Annotated in this window: 14 protein-coding genes; 2 read left to right on the forward strand and 12 right to left on the reverse strand. The window is 71.6% G+C overall.

All coding sequences use genetic code 11. The features are described 5' to 3' along the window. Positions 1–105: 105 nt before the first annotated feature. Together AB0E96_RS26160 and AB0E96_RS26165 are read left to right on the forward strand one after the other, a co-directional pair. The gene (locus AB0E96_RS26160) at positions 106–492 is read left to right on the forward strand and encodes a LytR C-terminal domain-containing protein (protein ID WP_359827811.1); all 387 of its coding nucleotides are present in this window, start codon (positions 106–108) and stop codon (positions 490–492) included. 168 nt (positions 493–660) lie between these two features. After that, positions 661–1044: a VOC family protein gene (locus tag AB0E96_RS26165; protein WP_359827813.1), complete on the forward strand. Its 384-nt coding sequence runs from the start codon at positions 661–663 to the stop codon at positions 1042–1044. A 70-nt stretch (positions 1045–1114) separates the two neighbouring features. On the opposite strand, the gene AB0E96_RS26170 is transcribed toward AB0E96_RS26165, so the two are convergent. From AB0E96_RS26170 to AB0E96_RS26225, 12 genes are all read right to left on the reverse strand, one after another. Continuing rightward, on the reverse strand, positions 1115–2170 hold the full coding sequence (locus AB0E96_RS26170; RefSeq protein WP_359827815.1) for a 2-oxoacid:ferredoxin oxidoreductase subunit beta: 1056 nt from the start codon (positions 2168–2170) through the stop codon (positions 1115–1117). Continuing rightward, positions 2167–3999, reverse strand: a complete 1833-nt coding sequence (locus AB0E96_RS26175) for a 2-oxoacid:acceptor oxidoreductase subunit alpha (RefSeq protein WP_359827816.1) — start codon at positions 3997–3999, stop codon at positions 2167–2169. Before AB0E96_RS26175 ends, AB0E96_RS26170 begins: the two co-directional genes overlap by 4 nt. 440 nt (positions 4000–4439) lie before the next feature. Further along, on the reverse strand, positions 4440–5102 hold the full coding sequence (locus AB0E96_RS26180) for a response regulator transcription factor (protein ID WP_359827817.1): 663 nt from the start codon (positions 5100–5102) through the stop codon (positions 4440–4442). Positions 5103–5251: 149 nt separating this feature from the next. Further along, on the reverse strand, positions 5252–6262 hold the full coding sequence (locus AB0E96_RS26185; RefSeq protein ID WP_359827819.1) for a polyprenyl synthetase family protein: 1011 nt from the start codon (positions 6260–6262) through the stop codon (positions 5252–5254). Between the two features lie 311 nt (positions 6263–6573). Next, positions 6574–8196: an NADH-quinone oxidoreductase subunit NuoN gene (gene nuoN, locus AB0E96_RS26190; RefSeq protein ID WP_359827828.1), complete on the reverse strand. Its 1623-nt coding sequence runs from the start codon at positions 8194–8196 to the stop codon at positions 6574–6576. A gap of 11 nt (positions 8197–8207) precedes the next feature. Continuing rightward, positions 8208–9827, reverse strand: coding sequence for an NADH-quinone oxidoreductase subunit M (locus tag AB0E96_RS26195; protein ID WP_359827820.1), 1620 nt, complete (start codon positions 9825–9827; stop codon positions 8208–8210). A gap of 34 nt (positions 9828–9861) precedes the next feature. Then, on the reverse strand, positions 9862–11757 hold the full coding sequence (gene nuoL / locus AB0E96_RS26200) for an NADH-quinone oxidoreductase subunit L (protein ID WP_359827821.1): 1896 nt from the start codon (positions 11755–11757) through the stop codon (positions 9862–9864). Positions 11758–11770: 13 nt separating this feature from the next. Beyond that, entirely contained in the window at positions 11771–12070 is a 300-nt protein-coding gene (gene nuoK / locus AB0E96_RS26205; RefSeq protein WP_188309222.1) for an NADH-quinone oxidoreductase subunit NuoK, read from the reverse strand. Further along, the gene (locus AB0E96_RS26210) at positions 12067–13068 is read right to left on the reverse strand and encodes an NADH-quinone oxidoreductase subunit J (RefSeq protein ID WP_359827830.1); all 1002 of its coding nucleotides are present in this window, start codon (positions 13066–13068) and stop codon (positions 12067–12069) included. Before AB0E96_RS26210 ends, nuoK begins: the two co-directional genes overlap by 4 nt. Further along, a complete protein-coding gene (nuoI, locus tag AB0E96_RS26215) occupies positions 13068–13676 on the reverse strand; it encodes an NADH-quinone oxidoreductase subunit NuoI (RefSeq protein WP_359827823.1) in 609 nt (202 codons plus the stop codon). The genes AB0E96_RS26210 and nuoI overlap by 1 nt, the downstream gene beginning before the upstream one ends. 6 nt (positions 13677–13682) lie before the next feature. Then, positions 13683–15011, reverse strand: coding sequence for an NADH-quinone oxidoreductase subunit NuoH (gene nuoH / locus AB0E96_RS26220; protein WP_359827825.1), 1329 nt, complete (start codon positions 15009–15011; stop codon positions 13683–13685). After that, positions 15008–16061: molybdopterin-dependent oxidoreductase (locus AB0E96_RS26225; RefSeq protein WP_359827827.1), on the reverse strand; the 1054-nt coding region annotated here is incomplete at its 5' end. The genes nuoH and AB0E96_RS26225, both read right to left, overlap by 4 nt.

Here is a 16061-nt window from a genome sequence, read left to right on the forward strand (position 1 = left end):
CACCGACCTGCTCAGCGCCGAGCCGGAACCGCTGTCCAAGAACGGCAACATCCCCTGCGGATCCACGCCGCAGGAGGCACTCGCCCTGTCGCTGGGCCCGTCACCGTGGACGTCTACAACGCCTCCTCGGCCGCCGGGGTCACCTCCGCCGCCGAGGCCAAGGCCCTCGCCGGCCTGGGCTTCAAGGAGGGCCGCACCGGCCCGGCCGCCACCCGGCCGAAGACCACCACCGTCACCTACGGCAAGGGCGCCAAGGAGGCCGCCGGGCAGGTCGCGGCCCGCTACGGCGTGACCGCCACCGAGTCCGCGGCCACCGCCGCCGACCACGTCACCGTGACCCTCGGCACCGCCTTCACCGGCGTGGCCGCCGACCAGCCCGCGGCTCCGGCCGGCGCCGCCCCCGGCGCCCCGGCCGACCCGGCCGCCGCGCTGCCCATGCAGGGCCCCGCCGTCGACGCCCAGTCCGACGGCGGGATCCCCTGCGTCTACTGACGCGCACCGCACCGGCCTCCGAGGGAGGCTCCCCGCCCGGGGAGCCTCCCTCCGCCGTTCCCGGCCCGGAGGGGTCTTCACGGAAACCCCTGGCGCAATTCTCCGTACTATGTATAGTGTACTGCGTACGGGATAACCGCCCGGACGCTGACGAAAGGGTTCTCCGCCTTGCAGATCACCAGGACCGCCGTCTCCCTGACCGTCGAGGACGTCACCACCTCCGCCGCCTTCCTCCAGCGGCACTTCGGCTACACCGAGGAGATGTCGGCCGACGGCTTCGTCTCCCTCGGACACCCGGGCGGCGGGGTCGACGTCGTCTACCTCCGGCGCGGCCTCGAAGTCCTGCCGGAGGAGCAGCGCCACCGGACCGCGGACGGCGTCGCGCTCGCGTTCGTCGTCGAGGACATCGCCGCCGAGGAGCGGCGACTGCGCGAGGAGGGGGTCGTGATCACCCTGCCGCTGCGCGAGGAGCCGTGGGGCGAGAAGATCTTCCAGGTCGCTGACCCGAACGGGGTGGTGATCGAGCTGGTCGAGTGGGCCGAGAAGCAGTGAACGAGCGGTAGAACGACGACGGCGCCCCCGTCCCGGCCGGGACGGGGGCGCCGTTCGCGCCGGTGGACGGTCAGTCCACCGTCCAGGTGTCGCCGCCGGCGAGCAGGGCGGCAAGGTCGCCCCGGCCGCTCCGGGCCTCGGCGGCGGCCAGCTGCTCGGCCATCAGCTCGTCGTAGACCGGCCGCCGGACGTCGCGCAGCACACCGATCGGAGTGTGGTGCAGGGTGTCCGCGTCGGCGATCCGGGAGAGCGCGAAGGCGGTGGCGGGGCCGGCCGCGTGGGCGTCGTGGACCAGGACGTCCGCCTCGTTCGCCGCGGTGACCGGGGCGGTGAACAGCTCGCCGTCCGGGCCGCGGAAGACGCCGTTCGCCAGGTCCGCGCCGAAGCGGACGGGCTTCCCGTGCTCCAGCCGGATCAGCGCCTCGTCGCGGCTGCCGGCGTCCTTCAGCACCTCGAAGGCGCCGTCGTTGAAGATGTTGCAGTTCTGGTAGATCTCCACCAGCGCCGTTCCCTCGTGCTCGGCGGCCGCCCGCAGCACCGACTGGAGGTGCTGGCGGTCCGAGTCGAGGGTGCGGGCGACGAAGGTGGCCTCGGCGCCGATCGCCAGCGACAGCGGGTTGAACGGCGCGTCCAGCGAGCCCATCGGGGTGGACTTGGTGATCTTGCCGAGCTCACTGGTGGGCGAGTACTGACCCTTAGTCAGGCCGTAGATGCGGTTGTTGAACAACAGGATCTTCAGATTGACGTTCCGCCGCAGGGCATGGATCAGGTGGTTGCCGCCGATCGACAGCGCGTCGCCGTCACCGGTCACCACCCAGACGCTCAAGTCCTGGCGCGCGGTGGCCAGCCCCGTCGCGATCGCCGGCGCCCGGCCGTGGATCGAGTGCACCCCGTAGGTGTTCATGTAGTACGGGAAGCGCGAGGAGCAGCCGATGCCCGAGACGAACACCGTGTTCTCGCGCTTGATGCCCAGCTCCGGCATGAAGGACTGGACCGCCGCCAGGATCGCGTAGTCCCCGCAGCCCGGGCACCAGCGCACCTCCTGGTCGGTCTTGAACTCCTTGGCGCTCTGCGGCCCTTCGGCCTTGGGAACCAGCCGCAACGACGGGAAGGCGTGCTCGCTCACCGGTGGTCCTCCTCGTCCAGGGTGCCGATCGCGGCCGACAGCACGTCCGCCAACTGGGCGGCCTTGAAGGGCAGTCCGCGCACCTGGTTGTAGGACTCGGCGTCCACCAGGTACTTCGCCCGCAGCAGCAGGGCCAGCTGGCCCAGGTTCATCTCGGGAACGATGATCTTCTCGTAACTCCGCAGCACCGAGCCCAGGTTGGCCGGGAACGGATTGAGGTTGCGCAGGTGCGCCTGCGCGACCTCGCCGCCGTCCGCGCGCACCCGGCGCACCGCGGCGGTGATCGGCCCGTAGGTCGAGCCCCAGCCGAGCACCAGCACCCGGGCGTCGCCCGTCGGGTCGTCCACCTCGACCGGCTTGACCGTGATGCCGTCGATCTTGGCCTGCCGGGTGCGGACCATGAAGTCGTGGTTGGCCGGGTCGTAGGAGATGTTGCCGGTGCCGTCCTGCTTCTCGATGCCGCCGATCCGGTGCTCCAGACCGGGCGTGCCGGGCAGCGCCCAGGGCCTGGCCAGCGTCCGCGGATCGCGCAGGTACGGCCAGAAGGCGCCGTCCTCGCGGTTCGGACCGGTCGCGAACGCCGGGTCGATCTCCGGCAGTTCGTCGACGGCGGGGATCCGCCACGGCTCCGAGCCGTTGGCCAGGTAGCCGTCCGAGAGCAGGAACACCGGGGTGCGGTAGGTGACCGCGATCCGGGCCGCCTCCAACGCGGCGTCGAAGCACTCCGCGGGCGTGGCCGGGGCGACGATCGGCACCGGCGCCTCGCCGTTGCGGCCGAACATCGCCTGCAGCAGGTCCGCCTGCTCGGTCTTGGTCGGCAGGCCGGTGGACGGGCCACCGCGCTGGATGTCCACGACCAGCAGCGGCAGTTCGAGCGAGACGGCCAGGCCGATCGTCTCGGACTTCAGCGCGACCCCCGGCCCGGAGGTGGTGGTCACCCCGAGCGCGCCGCCGAAGGCCGCGCCCAGCGCCGCGCCGATCCCGGCGATCTCGTCCTCCGCCTGGAAGGTGCGCACCCCGAAGTTCTTGTGCCGGCTCAGCTCGTGCAGGATGTCCGAGGCCGGGGTGATCGGGTACGAGCCCAGGTACAGCGGCAGACCCGAGCGCTGCGCCGCGGCGATCAGCCCGTAGGACAGCGCGAGGTTCCCGGAGATGTTGCGGTAGCGCCCGGCCGGGAGCCTGGCCGGCGGCACCTCGTAGGAGACGGCGAAGGACTCCGTGGTCTCGCCGAAGTTCCAGCCCGCCCGGAAGGCGCTGATGTTCGCCTCGGCGATCTGCGGCTTCTTGGCGAACTTGGTGCGCAGGAACGACTCCGTTCCGTGCGTGGGCCGGTGGTACATCCAGGACAGCAGGCCCAGGGCGAACATGTTCTTCGCCCGCTCCGCGTCCTTGCGGGCCAGGCCGCTGTCCTTGAGCGCCTCCAGGGTCAGCGTGGTCAGCGGCACCTTGTGCAGGTGGAAGCCGTCCAGCGAACCGTCGGTCAGCGGGTCCGCCGGGTAACCGACCTTGGCCAGCGCCCGCTTGGTGAACTCGTCGGTGTTGACGATGATCTCGGCGCCGCGCGGCAGGTCCGGCAGGTTCGCCTTCAGCGCGGCCGGGTTCATCGCGACCAGTACGTTCGGGGCGTCGCCCGGGGTCAGGATGTCGTGGTCCGCGAAGTGCAGCTGGAACGAGGAGACACCCGGCAGGGTGCCGGCGGGCGCCCGGATCTCGGCCGGGAAGTTCGGCAGCGTGGAGAGGTCGTTGCCGAAGGACGCCGTCTCCGAGGTGAACCGGTCACCGGTCAGCTGCATGCCGTCACCGGAGTCGCCGGCGAAGCGAATGATCACCCGATCGAGTCTGCGGATCGGCTTGCCCGGCTTCACCGGAGGGCCGCCCGGGGCGGGCGGTCCGGCGGGCGCCGCGGAACCCGCCCGCACGTCGCCGCTCCCGGCGCGGGCCTCGCCGCCGTCCGGGCCGTCCACTGCTTCTGACTGATCGACCTGACTGGTCACTGCCGCGGACCTCCTCGTGGGCGCACCACCGCGGGCGCGGCCCCGTGCCCCGTCCGCCTGGTGCACCTCTCGCATCCTATGTGGGCCGACACGACGGCGGCCGGAACCACGGCAGGTATTTCACCGGCCCGCAGCTGCACCGCACATGGGTCAACGTCCGCCCGCCGGAGATCATTCCGGCTCGAACGGGCGGGCGCGGGCGTTCACGGGCGCGTGGCCGAGATGCGCTCCCGGGGGCGCGCGCCCCCGGGAGGCGGGCGGCGGGTCCGGAGGCGTCAGGAGTTGAGGTAGGTGAGCACGGCCAGCACCCGGCGGTGGTCCTCCGCGCTCTGGGCCAGGCCCAGCTTGAGGAAGATGTTGCTGACGTGCTTCTCCACCGCGCCGTCGGAGACCACCAGCTGCCTGGCCACCGCGGCGTTGGTGCGGCCCTCCGCCATCAGCCCGAGCACCTCGCGCTCGCGCGGCGTGAGATTGGCCAGAACGTCGCCCTTACGGCTGCGGCTGAGCAGCTGCTGCACCACCTCGGGGTCCAGCGCGGTGCCGCCCTCGGCGACCCGGACCACCGCGTCGGCGAACTCGCGCACCTCGGCGACCCGGTCCTTGAGCAGGTAGCCCACACCCCGGGTGGAGCCGGCCAGCAGCTCCGAGGCGTAGCGCTCCTCCACGAACTGCGACAGCACCAGCACGCCCAGCTGCGGGTAGCGGCCGCGCAGCTCCACGCAGGCGCGCAGGCCCTCGTCGGTGTGGCTCGGGGGCATCCGCACGTCGGAGACCACAACGTCCGGGAGCGCGTCGGCCGCCGCCAGGTCGTGGATGGTCTTCACCAGGGCGTCGCCGTCCCCCACCCCGGCCACGACCTCCAGGCCGCGGTCGGTGAGCAGCCGGGTCAGTCCCTCCCTGAGCAGTACGGAGTCCTCGGCGATGACGACGCGACGCATAACGACCTTCCCGGCAGGCGTGTGCTGACGGGAGTCAGTCTCCCCCATTCGGGGTCGTGCCCGAGGCCGGACCCAAAACCCCCGGGCCGGACCGCGTCGCGGCCCGGCGGACGGGACGGGCCCGACGGCCCGGACGGCCCCGTTGGGGCTCACATGGTGCGGATCGCCACCGCGTCGCAGAGGCCTTCCAGCGCGGCCTTCGCCGCGCAGTCCGGCAGCGGGGCGAGCAGCGCCCGGGCCTCCTCGGCCCGGCGCAGCGTCTCGGCGCGGGCGCGCTGCAGCGCGGGGTGGGCCCGCAGCAGGCGCAGCGCCTCGGCGTGCAGGTCGTCGTCGGAGAGGTCCTGGTCGAGCAGTTCGCGCAGCCGGGTGTCGTCCGGGTCGGCCGGGTCGGCGGGCATCTGCTGCAGCAGCAGGGTCGGCAGGGTCGGCACGCCCTCGCGCAGGTCGGTGCCGGGCGTCTTGCCGGACTCGTGGCCGTCGCTGGCGATGTCGAGCACGTCGTCGGCCAGCTGGAAGGCGATGCCGATCCGCTCGCCGAACTCGCCGAGGGTGTCGACCAGCTCGCGCTCGGCACCGGCCATCAGCGCTCCTATCCGGCAGGAGACGGCGATCAGCGAGCCGGTCTTGCCCTCCAGGACGTCCAGGTAGTGCAGCAGCGGGTCCATCTCCGGACCGGGGCCGCGGGTCTCCAGGATCTGGCCGGTGACCAGCCGCTCGAAGGCCTCGGCCTGCATCCGCACGGCCTCCGGGCCGAGGTCGGCGAGCACCTGGGAGGCGCGGGAGAACAGGAAGTCGCCGGTGAGGATGGCGACCGAGTTGTCCCAGCGGGAGTTGGCGCTCGGCGCACCCCGGCGCACCGGGGCCTCGTCCATGACGTCGTCGTGGTAGAGCGTGGCCAGGTGGGTCAGCTCGACCACCACGGCGGCGGGCACCACACCGGGCGCGCCCGGGTCGCCGAACTGGGCCGCCAGCAGCAGGAGCAGCGGACGGAAGCGCTTGCCGCCGGCTTCGAGGAGGTGACTCGCGGTGACGGTGATGAACGGGACGTCGCTCTTGACGGCCTCACCGAGCGCCGCCTCCACCGCGTCCAGTCCGGCCTGGACGTCCCGGGTCAGGTCGCGGTCCTGCACGCTGAGCCCGAAGGGTTCCACGACGGTCACGAAGACCACTCCTCTGTCCCTGGTCGATCTAGCGGCCTGGTCCCTGAGTGCCGCCGCTGGCCATACAGGCAGGGTATCCGGTCGCGAGTGGATCACTGCACGGGCGTGCGGATCCTGTCATGATCGGGCCTGATGCCCTGGTCAGGACGGCTGCGCGGAGCGGACGGCGGTGGGGGCGAATTCGGTTGGAAATAAAGGTGGAAGAGCTCTCGGAACTCCCCCGGCCCCGGTTCCCGACAAAGACCCGTCCGGGCCGCGCGTACTGGGCGCGGCCCGGACGGGGCCCTGGTCGGGAGCGATGGGCGTAAAGATCAGCGCACGAACAGCGAGGCCTTGGACGCGAGGTCGAGGAAGTACTGCGGCAGCAGTCCGAGACCCAGCGTGACCAGCACCCCCACCCCGATCGCCGTCGCCGTGAAGGGGCTCGGAATCGCCACCGTGGGGCCGCCCGGCTGCGGATCCGAGAAGAACATCAGCACGATGACCCTGATGTAGAAGAACGCGGCCACCGCCGAGCTCAGCACACCGACGACCACCAGCGGGGTCGCCCCCCCGCTGGCCGCGGCCTGGAAGACCGCGAACTTCCCGGTGAACCCGGAGGTCAGCGGAATCCCGGCGAAGGCCAGCAGGAACAGCGCGAACACCGCGGCCACCAGCGGCGAGCGCCGCCCGAGCCCGGCCCAGCTGGACAGGTGGGTCGCCTCGCCCTTGGAGTCCCGCACCAGGGTGACCACCGCGAACGCCCCGAGCGTCACGAAGGCGTACGCCAGCAGGTAGAACAGCACCGAGGAGATGCCCTGCTTGTTGACGGCGATCACGCCGGTCAGGATGAACCCGGCGTGCGCGATCGAGGAGTACGCCAGCAGGCGCTTGACGTCCTGCTGGGTCACCGCGAGCACCGCGCCCACCACCATGGTGAGGATCGCGACGCCCCACATCACCGGACGCCAGTCCAGCCGCAGGCCCGGGAAGGCCACGTAGAACAGCCGCAGGAAGGCCCCGAAGGCCGCGACCTTGGTGGCCGCCGCCATGAAGCCCGTCACCGGGGTCGGCGCGCCCTGGTAGACGTCCGGGGTCCAGGAGTGGAAGGGGACGGCGCCGACCTTGAACAGCAGGCCCACCGCCAGCATCGCCAGGCCGGTCAGCACCAGCGCGTCGCTCTGGGTGGTGCTCAGCTGCGCGGGGGTGGTCATCGCCTTGCCGGAGATGACGTCCCCGATGTCGCCGAGCCGCACGCTGCCCGCGTAGCCGTACAGCAGCGCGGTGCCGAACAGGAAGAACGCCGAGGCGAAGGCGCCGAGCAGGAAGTACTTGACCGCCGCCTCCTGGGAGAGCAGCCGGCGGCGCCGGGCCAGGGCGCACAGCAGGTACAGCGGCAGCGAGAAGACCTCCAGCGCCACGAACATGGTCAGCAGGTCGTTGGCGGCCGGGAACAGCAGCATGCCGCCGACCGCGAACATGGTGAGCGGGAAGACCTCGGTGGTGGCGAAGCCGGCCCGGACCGCGGCCCGCTCCTGCTCGCCGCCGGGGGTGGCGGCGGCCTGGGCGGCGAACGCGTCCGCGGGCAGGCCGCCCGCCTTGGGCTCCAGCCGCCGCTCGGCGTAGGTGAGCACCGCGACCGCGGAGGCCAGCAGGATCACGCCCTGGAGGAACAGCGCCGGGCCGTCCATCGCGACCGTCTCCATGGCCAGCAGGTCGATCCGGGTGAAGCCGTGGCTCTGCGCGGCCAGCACCACCACGGCGACGAAGGCGCCGACCAGGCCGCCCAGGGCGAGCGTCACCTGGGTCCAGTGCCGGTACCGGCGGGGCACGAAGGCCTCCACCAGGACACCGGCCACGGCGGCCGCGAACACCACGAGCATCGGGGAGAGCCGGCCGTACTCGATGTGCGGCGCGGGGATGCCCGCGGTGTTGCCGCCGGCGGCGGCGAGCATTGCGGTGGCGCTCACTTCTGCTCACCTCCTGAGGTGGCGGCGACCGGGTGGGCCGGTGCCGGGTCGGTCTGGTGGACCTGCGAGAGCGTCGCGTTCACCGAGGGGTTGACCAGGTCGGTGAGCGGCTTGGGGTAGACGCCGAGCAGGATGGTCAGCGCCACCAGCGGGCCGACCACGGCGAGTTCGCGGGCCTTGAGGTCGGGCATCGCGCGGACCCCGTCCCGCACCGGGCCGGTCATGGTGCGCTGGTACAGCAGCAGGGCGTAGAGCGCGGCCAGCACGATGCCGAAGGTGGCCACGACTCCGATCGCCGGGTAGCGGGTGAAGGTGCCCACCAGGACCAGGAACTCGCTGACGAACGGGGCGAGTCCGGGCAGCGACAGGGTGGCCAGGCTTCCGATCAGGAACGTTCCGGCGAGCACCGGGGCGACCTTCTGCACGCCGCCGTAGTCGGCGATCAGGCGCGAGCCGCGCCGGGAGATCAGGAAGCCGGCCACCAGCATCCACGCCGCCGTGGACAGCCCGTGGTTGACCATGTAGAGGGTGGCGCCGCTCTGGCCCTGACTGGTCAGCGCGAAGATCCCCATGATGATGAAGCCGAAGTGCGAGATCGAGGCGTACGCCACCAGTCGCTTGATGTCCTTCTGGCCGACGGCCAGCAGCGCGCCGTAGACGATCCCGATCAGCGCGAGGACCAGGATCGCCGGGGCGAAGGTCTTCGAGGCGCCCGGGAACAGTCCGAGGCAGAAGCGCAGCATCGCGAAGGTGCCGACCTTGTCCACCACCGCGGTGATCAGCACCGCGGTGCCGGCGGTGGACTCGCCCATCGCGTTCGGCAGCCAGGTGTGCAGCGGCCACAGCGGGGCCTTCACCGCGAAGGCGAAGAAGAAGCCCAGGAACAGCGCCTTCTCGGCGGTGCCGGACAGCCGGAGCCGGCCGTCGGCGATCGCCGAGGTCAGCGTCGGCAGGTCGAAGGTGCCGAAGCCCTGGTCCTGCGCGATCACGTACAGGCCGATCACGGCGGCCAGCATCACCAGGCCGCCGAGCAGGTTGTAGAGCAGGAACTTCACGGCCGCGTAGGAGCGCTGGCGGGACGAATCCGGGCCGCCCGCGCGGTCCCCGAAGCCACCGATCAGGAAGTACATCGGGATCAGCATGGCTTCGAAGAACACGTAGAACACGAAGACGTCGGTGGCGTAGAAGGAGACGATCACCATCGCCTCCACCGCCAGGATCAGGGCGAAGAAGCCCTGGGTGCGGCGCCTGTTCTCGAAGGTGCCGTCCGGCCCGGCGGGCCCCGGGTCGGCGTCGTGCCAGGAGGCGAGGATCACCAGCGGCACGAGCACGGCGGTCAGCAGTGCGAGCACGGCGCCGATGCCGTCCACGCCGAGCGAGAAGGTGATGCCGAAGGAGCGGATCCAGCTGTACGACTCGGTCAGCTGGAAGCGGTCGCCGTGCGGCTCGAACCGCGTCGCCACCACGGCGGCCAGCACCAGGGTGACGGCCGAGGCGCCCAGCGCGACGGCCTTGGTGGTCCGGCGCCGGCTCTCGGAGGACCCGGCGGGCAGCGCGGCCGTCAGCACCGCACCGGCCGCCGGGACGGCACAGGTGGCGGTCAGGAGCACCGTCATGGCCGGCCTCCCCGACGCGTATCAGGACGAGTCATCACGTGGACCTCATCAGGAGAGTCGTGGCGACCAGCACCAGCGTGCCGCCGAACATGGAGAGCGCGTACGAGCGGACGAAGCCGTTCTGGACCCGCCGCATCCGGCCGGAGAGCCCGCCGATCGCGGCGGCCAGGCCGTTGACCACGCCGTCCAGGCCGCGGCTGTCGAAGAACACCAGCGCCGCGGCGAGCGCCGAGCCCGGCCGCACCAGCACCGCGTGGTTGAAGTCGTCCTGCAGCAGGTCGCGGCGGGCGGCCCGGGTGATCGGGGAGCCGACCGGCGGCACCACCGGGACCGGCGAGCGCCCGTACATCAGGTAGGCGAGGCCGACGCCGGCCAGCATGCAGGCCGTGGTCAGCAGGGTGACCGTCAGCGGGGCGAGCGGGGAGTTGCCCTCGTCGTGCCCGGTGACCGGCTCCAGCCACTTCAGGAAGGAGTCGTTGAAGGCGAACAGCCCGCCCGCGAAGACCGAGCCGACGGCCAGCAGGACCATCGGAACGGTCATCGTCCGGGGCGACTCGTGCGGGTGCGGGGCGTTGCCGTCGCCGTCCGGTTGCCAGCGCTTCTCCCCGAAGAAGGTCAGCACCATCACCCGGGTCATGTAGAACGCGGTGACCGCCGCACCGACCAGCGCGCACAGCCCGAGGATCCAGCCCTCGGTGCCGCCCTTGGCGAACGCCGCCTCGATGATCTTGTCCTTGGAGAAGAAGCCGGACAGGCCGGGGAAGCCGATGATCGCCAGGTAGCCCAGGCCGAAGGTCACGAAGGTGACCGGCATGTACTTCCGCAGGCCGCCGTAGTGACGCATGTTCACCTCGTCGTTCATGCCGTGCATGACCGACCCGGCGCCGAGGAACAGCCCGGCCTTGAAGAAGCCGTGGGTCACCAGGTGCATGATCGCGAAGGCGTAGCCGATCGGGCCGAGCCCGGCCGCCAGCACCATGTAGCCGATCTGCGACATGGTCGAGCCGGCCAGCGCCTTCTTGATGTCGTCCTTGGCGCAACCGACGATCGCACCGAACAGCAGCGTGACCGCGCCGACCACCACCACGGCGGTCTGCGCGTCCGGAGCCAGGTCGAAGACCGCCGAGGAGCGGGTGATCAGGTAGACGCCCGCGGTCACCATGGTGGCCGCGTGGATCAGCGCCGACACCGGGGTCGGGCCCTCCATCGCGTCCCCGAGCCAGGACTGCAGCGGCACCTGCGCCGACTTGCCGCAGGCCGCCAGCAGCAGCATCAGGCCGATCGCCGTCAGCTTGCCCTCGCTCGCCTGGTGGGCGCCCCCGAAGACCGGATCGAAGGCGAAGGAGCCGAACTCGACGAACATCAGCATGATCGCGATGGACAGGCCCATGTCGCCGACCCGGTTGACGATGAAGGCCTTCTTGGCCGCCGTCGCCGCGCTCGGCTTGTGCTGCCAGAAGCCGATCAGGAGGTACGAGGCCAGGCCGACGCCCTCCCAGCCGAAGTACAGCAGCAGGTAGTTGTCCGCGACCACCAGCAGCAGCATGGCGGCCAGGAACAGGTTCAGGTACGCGAAGAAGCGGCGCCGGCGCTCGTCGTGCGCCATGTAGCCGACAGAGTAGAGGTGGATCAGCGTGCCGACGCCCGTGATCAGCAGGACGAAGGTCATCGACAGCTGGTCGAGCCGGAAGGCGACGTCGGCCTGGAAGCCGTTCACCGGGATCCAGCTGAACAGGTGCACGCCGACCGCCCGGTGCTCGGCGTCACGGCCGAGCATGTCCGAGAACAGGGCCAGGCCGAAGCCGAACGAGAGCGCCGCGAGCGCGGTGGCCAGCCAGTGGCCGTACCGGTCCAGCGCCCGGCCGCCGAGCAGCAGCAGGGCGGCGCCGGCCAGGGGAGCCGCCACCAGCAGCGGAATGAGAGAGTTCACCGAGGCCCTCCGCCTACAGCTTCATCAGATTGCTGTCGTCGACCGAAGCGGAGTGCCTGGTCCGGAAGATGGAGACGATGATGGCGAGGCCGACCACGACCTCGGCCGCCGCGACCACCATCGTGAAGAACGCGATGATCTGGCCGTCCAAGGTCCCGTGCAGCCTGGAGAAGGTCACCAGGGCGAGGTTCGAGGCGTTCAGCATCAGCTCCACGCACATGAACAGCACGATCGCGTTGCGCCGGATCAGCACGCCGGACGCGCCGATGGTGAACAACAGGGCCGACAGGTAGAGGTAGTTGACCGGGTTCACTCCGCGCCCTCCTCGTCGGCCGGGTGCTTCACGTTGTTCGCCGGCACCGGCCCGCCGTTCGCCGGCCCCCGGTCGCCGTTCGCGGGCACCGGGCCGCCGTTCGCGGGCACCGGGCCGCCGTTCGCGGGCACCGGGCCGCCGTTCGCGGGCACCGGTTCCAGCGACTTGCGCGGGACCGTCACGGCCGGCCGCTCCGAGGACGGACGGCCCAGCCAGTCCGCCGTGGTGTTCTCCAGCTCCGCCATCCGCCGCAGCATCGCCTGGCTGACGTCCCGGACCTGGCCGCGCTCGCGCAGCGTCGCCATCACCGAGTCCTCGGCGATCGTGCCGTCCGGCAGCAGCCCCGGGACGTCCACCGCGTTGTGCCGCGCGTACACGCCCGGCGCCGGCAGCGGCGGCACCTGGATGTTGTCCCTGATCCGCTGCTCCGCCAGCTCCCGCTGCGTCTTCGGCGCCTTCACGTGCTCCCGGTGGGTGAGCACCATCGCGCCGATCGCCGCGGTGATCAGCAGCGCGCCGGTGACCTCGAAGGCCCACACGTACCGGGTGAAGATCAGCCGGGCCAGGCCCGGCACGTTGCCCTCGGCGTTCGCCTCGGCCAGCCCGGTGAAGTGGTTCAGCCTGGCGTTGGCGATCCCGGCGATCAGCAGCACGCCGAAGCCCAGCCCGCACAGCGCCGCGGCGACCCGCTGGCCCTTCAGCTGCTCCTTGAGGGAGTCCTCGCTGGTGACGCCGACCAGCATCACCACGAACAGGAACAGCATCATGATCGCGCCGGTGTAGACCACGATCTGCACCACGCCCAGGAACACCGCCCCCTGGGCCATGTAACAGACCGCCAGCGCCAGCATGGTGGCCGCCAGGCAGAGCGCGCTGTGCACGGCCTTGCGCATCAGCACCATGCCCAGCGCTCCACCGACCGCGATCACCGCGAGCACCCAGAACTGGACGGCCTCACCCGTGGAGGTCGTCCCGGCCGCTTCCGCCAGTCGCGCGATCACTGCCGCACCTCCTTCTCCCGGTCGGTGCGCTCCTGCTGGACCGTCCCCGGCGCCGCCGCGGTGACCTCGCCCCGGTAGTACGCGCCCTCGTCGGTGCCCGGGAAGATCGCGTGCGGGGTGTCGACCATGCCCTCGGACAGGCCCACCAGCAGCTGCTCCTTGGTGAAGATCAGGTCCCGCCGGGAGGAGTCGGCCAGCTCGTACTCGTTGGTCATCGTCAGCGCCCTGGTCGGGCAGGCCTCGATGCAGAGCCCGCACAGGATGCAGCGGGCGTAGTTGATCTGGTAGACCACGCCGTAGCGCTCACCCGGGGAGTAGCGCTCCTCGTCCCGGTTGTCCGCGCCCTCCACGTAGATCGCGTCGGCCGGGCAGGCCCACGCGCACAGCTCGCAGCCGACGCACTTCTCCAGGCCGTCCGGGTGCCGGTTCAGCTGGTGGCGGCCGTGGAAGCGCGGAGCGGTGGGCTTCTTCTGCTCCGGGTACTGCTCGGTGAGCCGCTTCTTGAACATGGCCTTGAAGGTCACGCCGAAGCCGGCGGCCGGGCCGAGGACCGACGGACGGTCGTCCCGCTCGGCGCGGCCCGTTCGATCGGACTGGTCGGACATCTCGGTTCAGCTCCCTTCGGAATGGTCGGCCCCGTTGAGGGCGTCCTGGAGTTGCTTCGGGGCGCGGCTGCGCCGGCGCGGCACCGGCGGAAGCACCTGGCCGGGCAGCGGCGGGACGGGGTAGCCGCCCGCCATCGGGTCGAACTCGGCCTTGGGCGGCGCCTCTTCGGGCTCCGGCTGCTTGCGCACGAAGTCCCGCAGCAGCGCCAGCAGCAGCACCACCCCGACCGGGGCGCCGACGTACAGCACCACCTCGCCGAAGCCGTAGCCCTCGTTGCGCAGCGCCCGCACGCTCGCGATCAGCACCAGCCACACCAGCGAGACCGGGATCAGCACCTTCCAGCCCAGCTTCATGAACTGGTCGTAGCGGAGCCGGGGCAGCGTGCCGCGCAGCCAGATGAAGAAGAACAGCAGCAGCTGGATCTTCAACGTGATCCACAGCATCGGCCACCAGCCGTGGTTGGCGCCCTCCCAGAAGGTCGACACCGGCCACGGGGCCCGCCAGCCGCCCAGGAAGAGGGTCGAGGCCACCGCCGAGACCGTCACCATGTTCACGTACTCGGCCAGCATGAACATCGCGAACTTCAGCGAGGAGTACTCGGTGTTGAAGCCGCCGACCAGCTCGCCCTCGGCCTCCGGCAGGTCGAACGGCGCCCGGTTGGTCTCGCCGACCATCGCGATGACGTAGACGATGAACGAGACCGGCAGCAGTGCCGCGAACCAGGTCGGCTGTTGGTGCGCCACGATCTCCGAGGTCGACATCGAGCCCGAGTAGATGAACACCGCCGCGAAGGACAGGCCCATCGCGATCTCGTAGCTGATCATCTGCGCGGACGAGCGCAGCCCGCCCAGCAGCGGGTAGGTCGAACCCGAGGACCAGCCCGCCAGCACGATGCCGTAGATGCCCACCGAGGCCGTCGCCAGGATGTACAGCAGGGCGACCGGGAAGTCCGTCAGCTGGAGCGGCGTGCGGGTGCCGAAGATCGACACCTCGTTGCCGGCCGGACCGAACGGGATCACCGCGAAGGCCATGAACGCGGGGATGGCGCAGACGATCGGGGCCAGGATGTAGACCACCTTGTCCGAGCCCTTGACCACCAGGTCTTCCTTCAGCGCCAGCTTCACGCCGTCCGCCAGCGACTGCAGCAGGCCCCACGGGCCGTGCCGGTTGGGCCCGATGCGCAGCTGCATCCAGGCCACCACCTTGCGCTCCCAGACGATCGCGATCAGCACCGTCAGGACCAGGAAGGCGAAGCAGAACACCGCCTTCAGCAGCACCAGCCACCACGGGTCCTGCCCGAAGAAGTGGAGCGTCTCGTACGGCTGCGGAGTCATCGGTCCTCCCCTTCGTCCGCGGTCCCGGCCGTGGTCGCCCCGGTCCGGTCCCGGGCCGCTTCGCCCTGTGCGGGTTCGCCCTGCGGCGCCTCGATCTGCGGCGCCTCGTCCTGCGGCGTCCCGTCCTGCGGTGCCTCGTCCGGTGCGGCCGGTTCCGGTTCGGCCCCGGGCCCGGTCCCGCTGCCGGGCTCGGCCGCGGCGATCGTGACCAGGTGGCCGACGGTGGTGCCGAGCGAGCGGTGGGCGCCGCCCGGCGTGGAGTCCAGCGGGATCCAGACCGTGCGGTCCGGGATCGAGTCGGTGACCTCCAGCGGCAGGGTCAGCGAACCGGCCGGACCGGTCAGCCGCAGCGCGCCGGCCGCCTCGGCGCCGACCTCCTTGGCCGTCTCCGCCGAGATCCGGGCCACCGCCCGGTGCCGGGTGCCCGCCAGGTGCTGGTCCCCCTGCTGCAGCACGCCGTTGTCCAGCAGCAGCCGCCAGCCCGCCAGCACCGCCTGGCCGACGGCCGGGCGCGGCAGCAGGCCGGGGTGCGCGGCCGGGTCGGCCGGGCGGTCGCCCGTCCAGGGGACGAAGTGGTCCAGTTCCAGCCGGGCCGCCCGGACGTCCGGCAGGCCCAGCCGGTGGCCCAGCGCGTCGGCCAGCATGCTCAGCACCCGTAGGTCCGACTGGAGGTGACGGCCCATCTGCTGGTCCGGCTTGAGCGCGGACTCGAACATCCGCACCCGGCCCTCCCAGTCCAGGAAGGTGCCGGCCTTCTCCGCGGCCGCCGCCACCGGCAGCACCACGTCGGCGCGCGCCGTCACCGCGGAGGGCCGCAGCTCCAGCGACACCAGGAACGGCACCGCCGCCAGCGCCTCGTCTGCCAGCGCCGGATCCGGCAGGTCGTCCGGGTCCACGCCGCCGACCAGCAGCGCGTCCAGCTCGCCCGCCGCGGCCGCCGCCAGGATCCCGGTGGTGTCCCGGCCCGGCCGGGACGGCGGTTCGACCCCGCCCCACACCGCGGCCGCCTCCGCCCGGGCCGCCGCGGCGGCCGGCGCCGAGCCCCTGCGG

The sequence above is a fragment of the Kitasatospora sp. NPDC036755 genome, from assembly GCF_040636595.1.
GTDB lineage: Bacteria > Actinomycetota > Actinomycetes > Streptomycetales > Streptomycetaceae > Kitasatospora.

Excerpts from the sequence above, each read along its gene's own strand:
- AB0E96_RS26180 (WP_359827817.1), bottom strand. The coding sequence starts at position 5,102 with ATGCGTCGCGTCGTCATCGCCGAGGACTCCGTACTGCTCAGGGAGGGA.
- nuoN (WP_359827828.1), bottom strand. The coding sequence starts at position 8,196 with ATGCTCGCCGCCGCCGGCGGCAACACCGCGGGCATCCCCGCGCCGCAC.
- AB0E96_RS26195 (WP_359827820.1), bottom strand. The coding sequence starts at position 9,827 with ATGACGGTGCTCCTGACCGCCACCTGTGCCGTCCCGGCGGCCGGTGCG.
- nuoI (WP_359827823.1), bottom strand. The coding sequence starts at position 13,676 with ATGTCCGACCAGTCCGATCGAACGGGCCGCGCCGAGCGGGACGACCGT.
- nuoH (WP_359827825.1), bottom strand. The coding sequence starts at position 15,011 with ATGACTCCGCAGCCGTACGAGACGCTCCACTTCTTCGGGCAGGACCCG.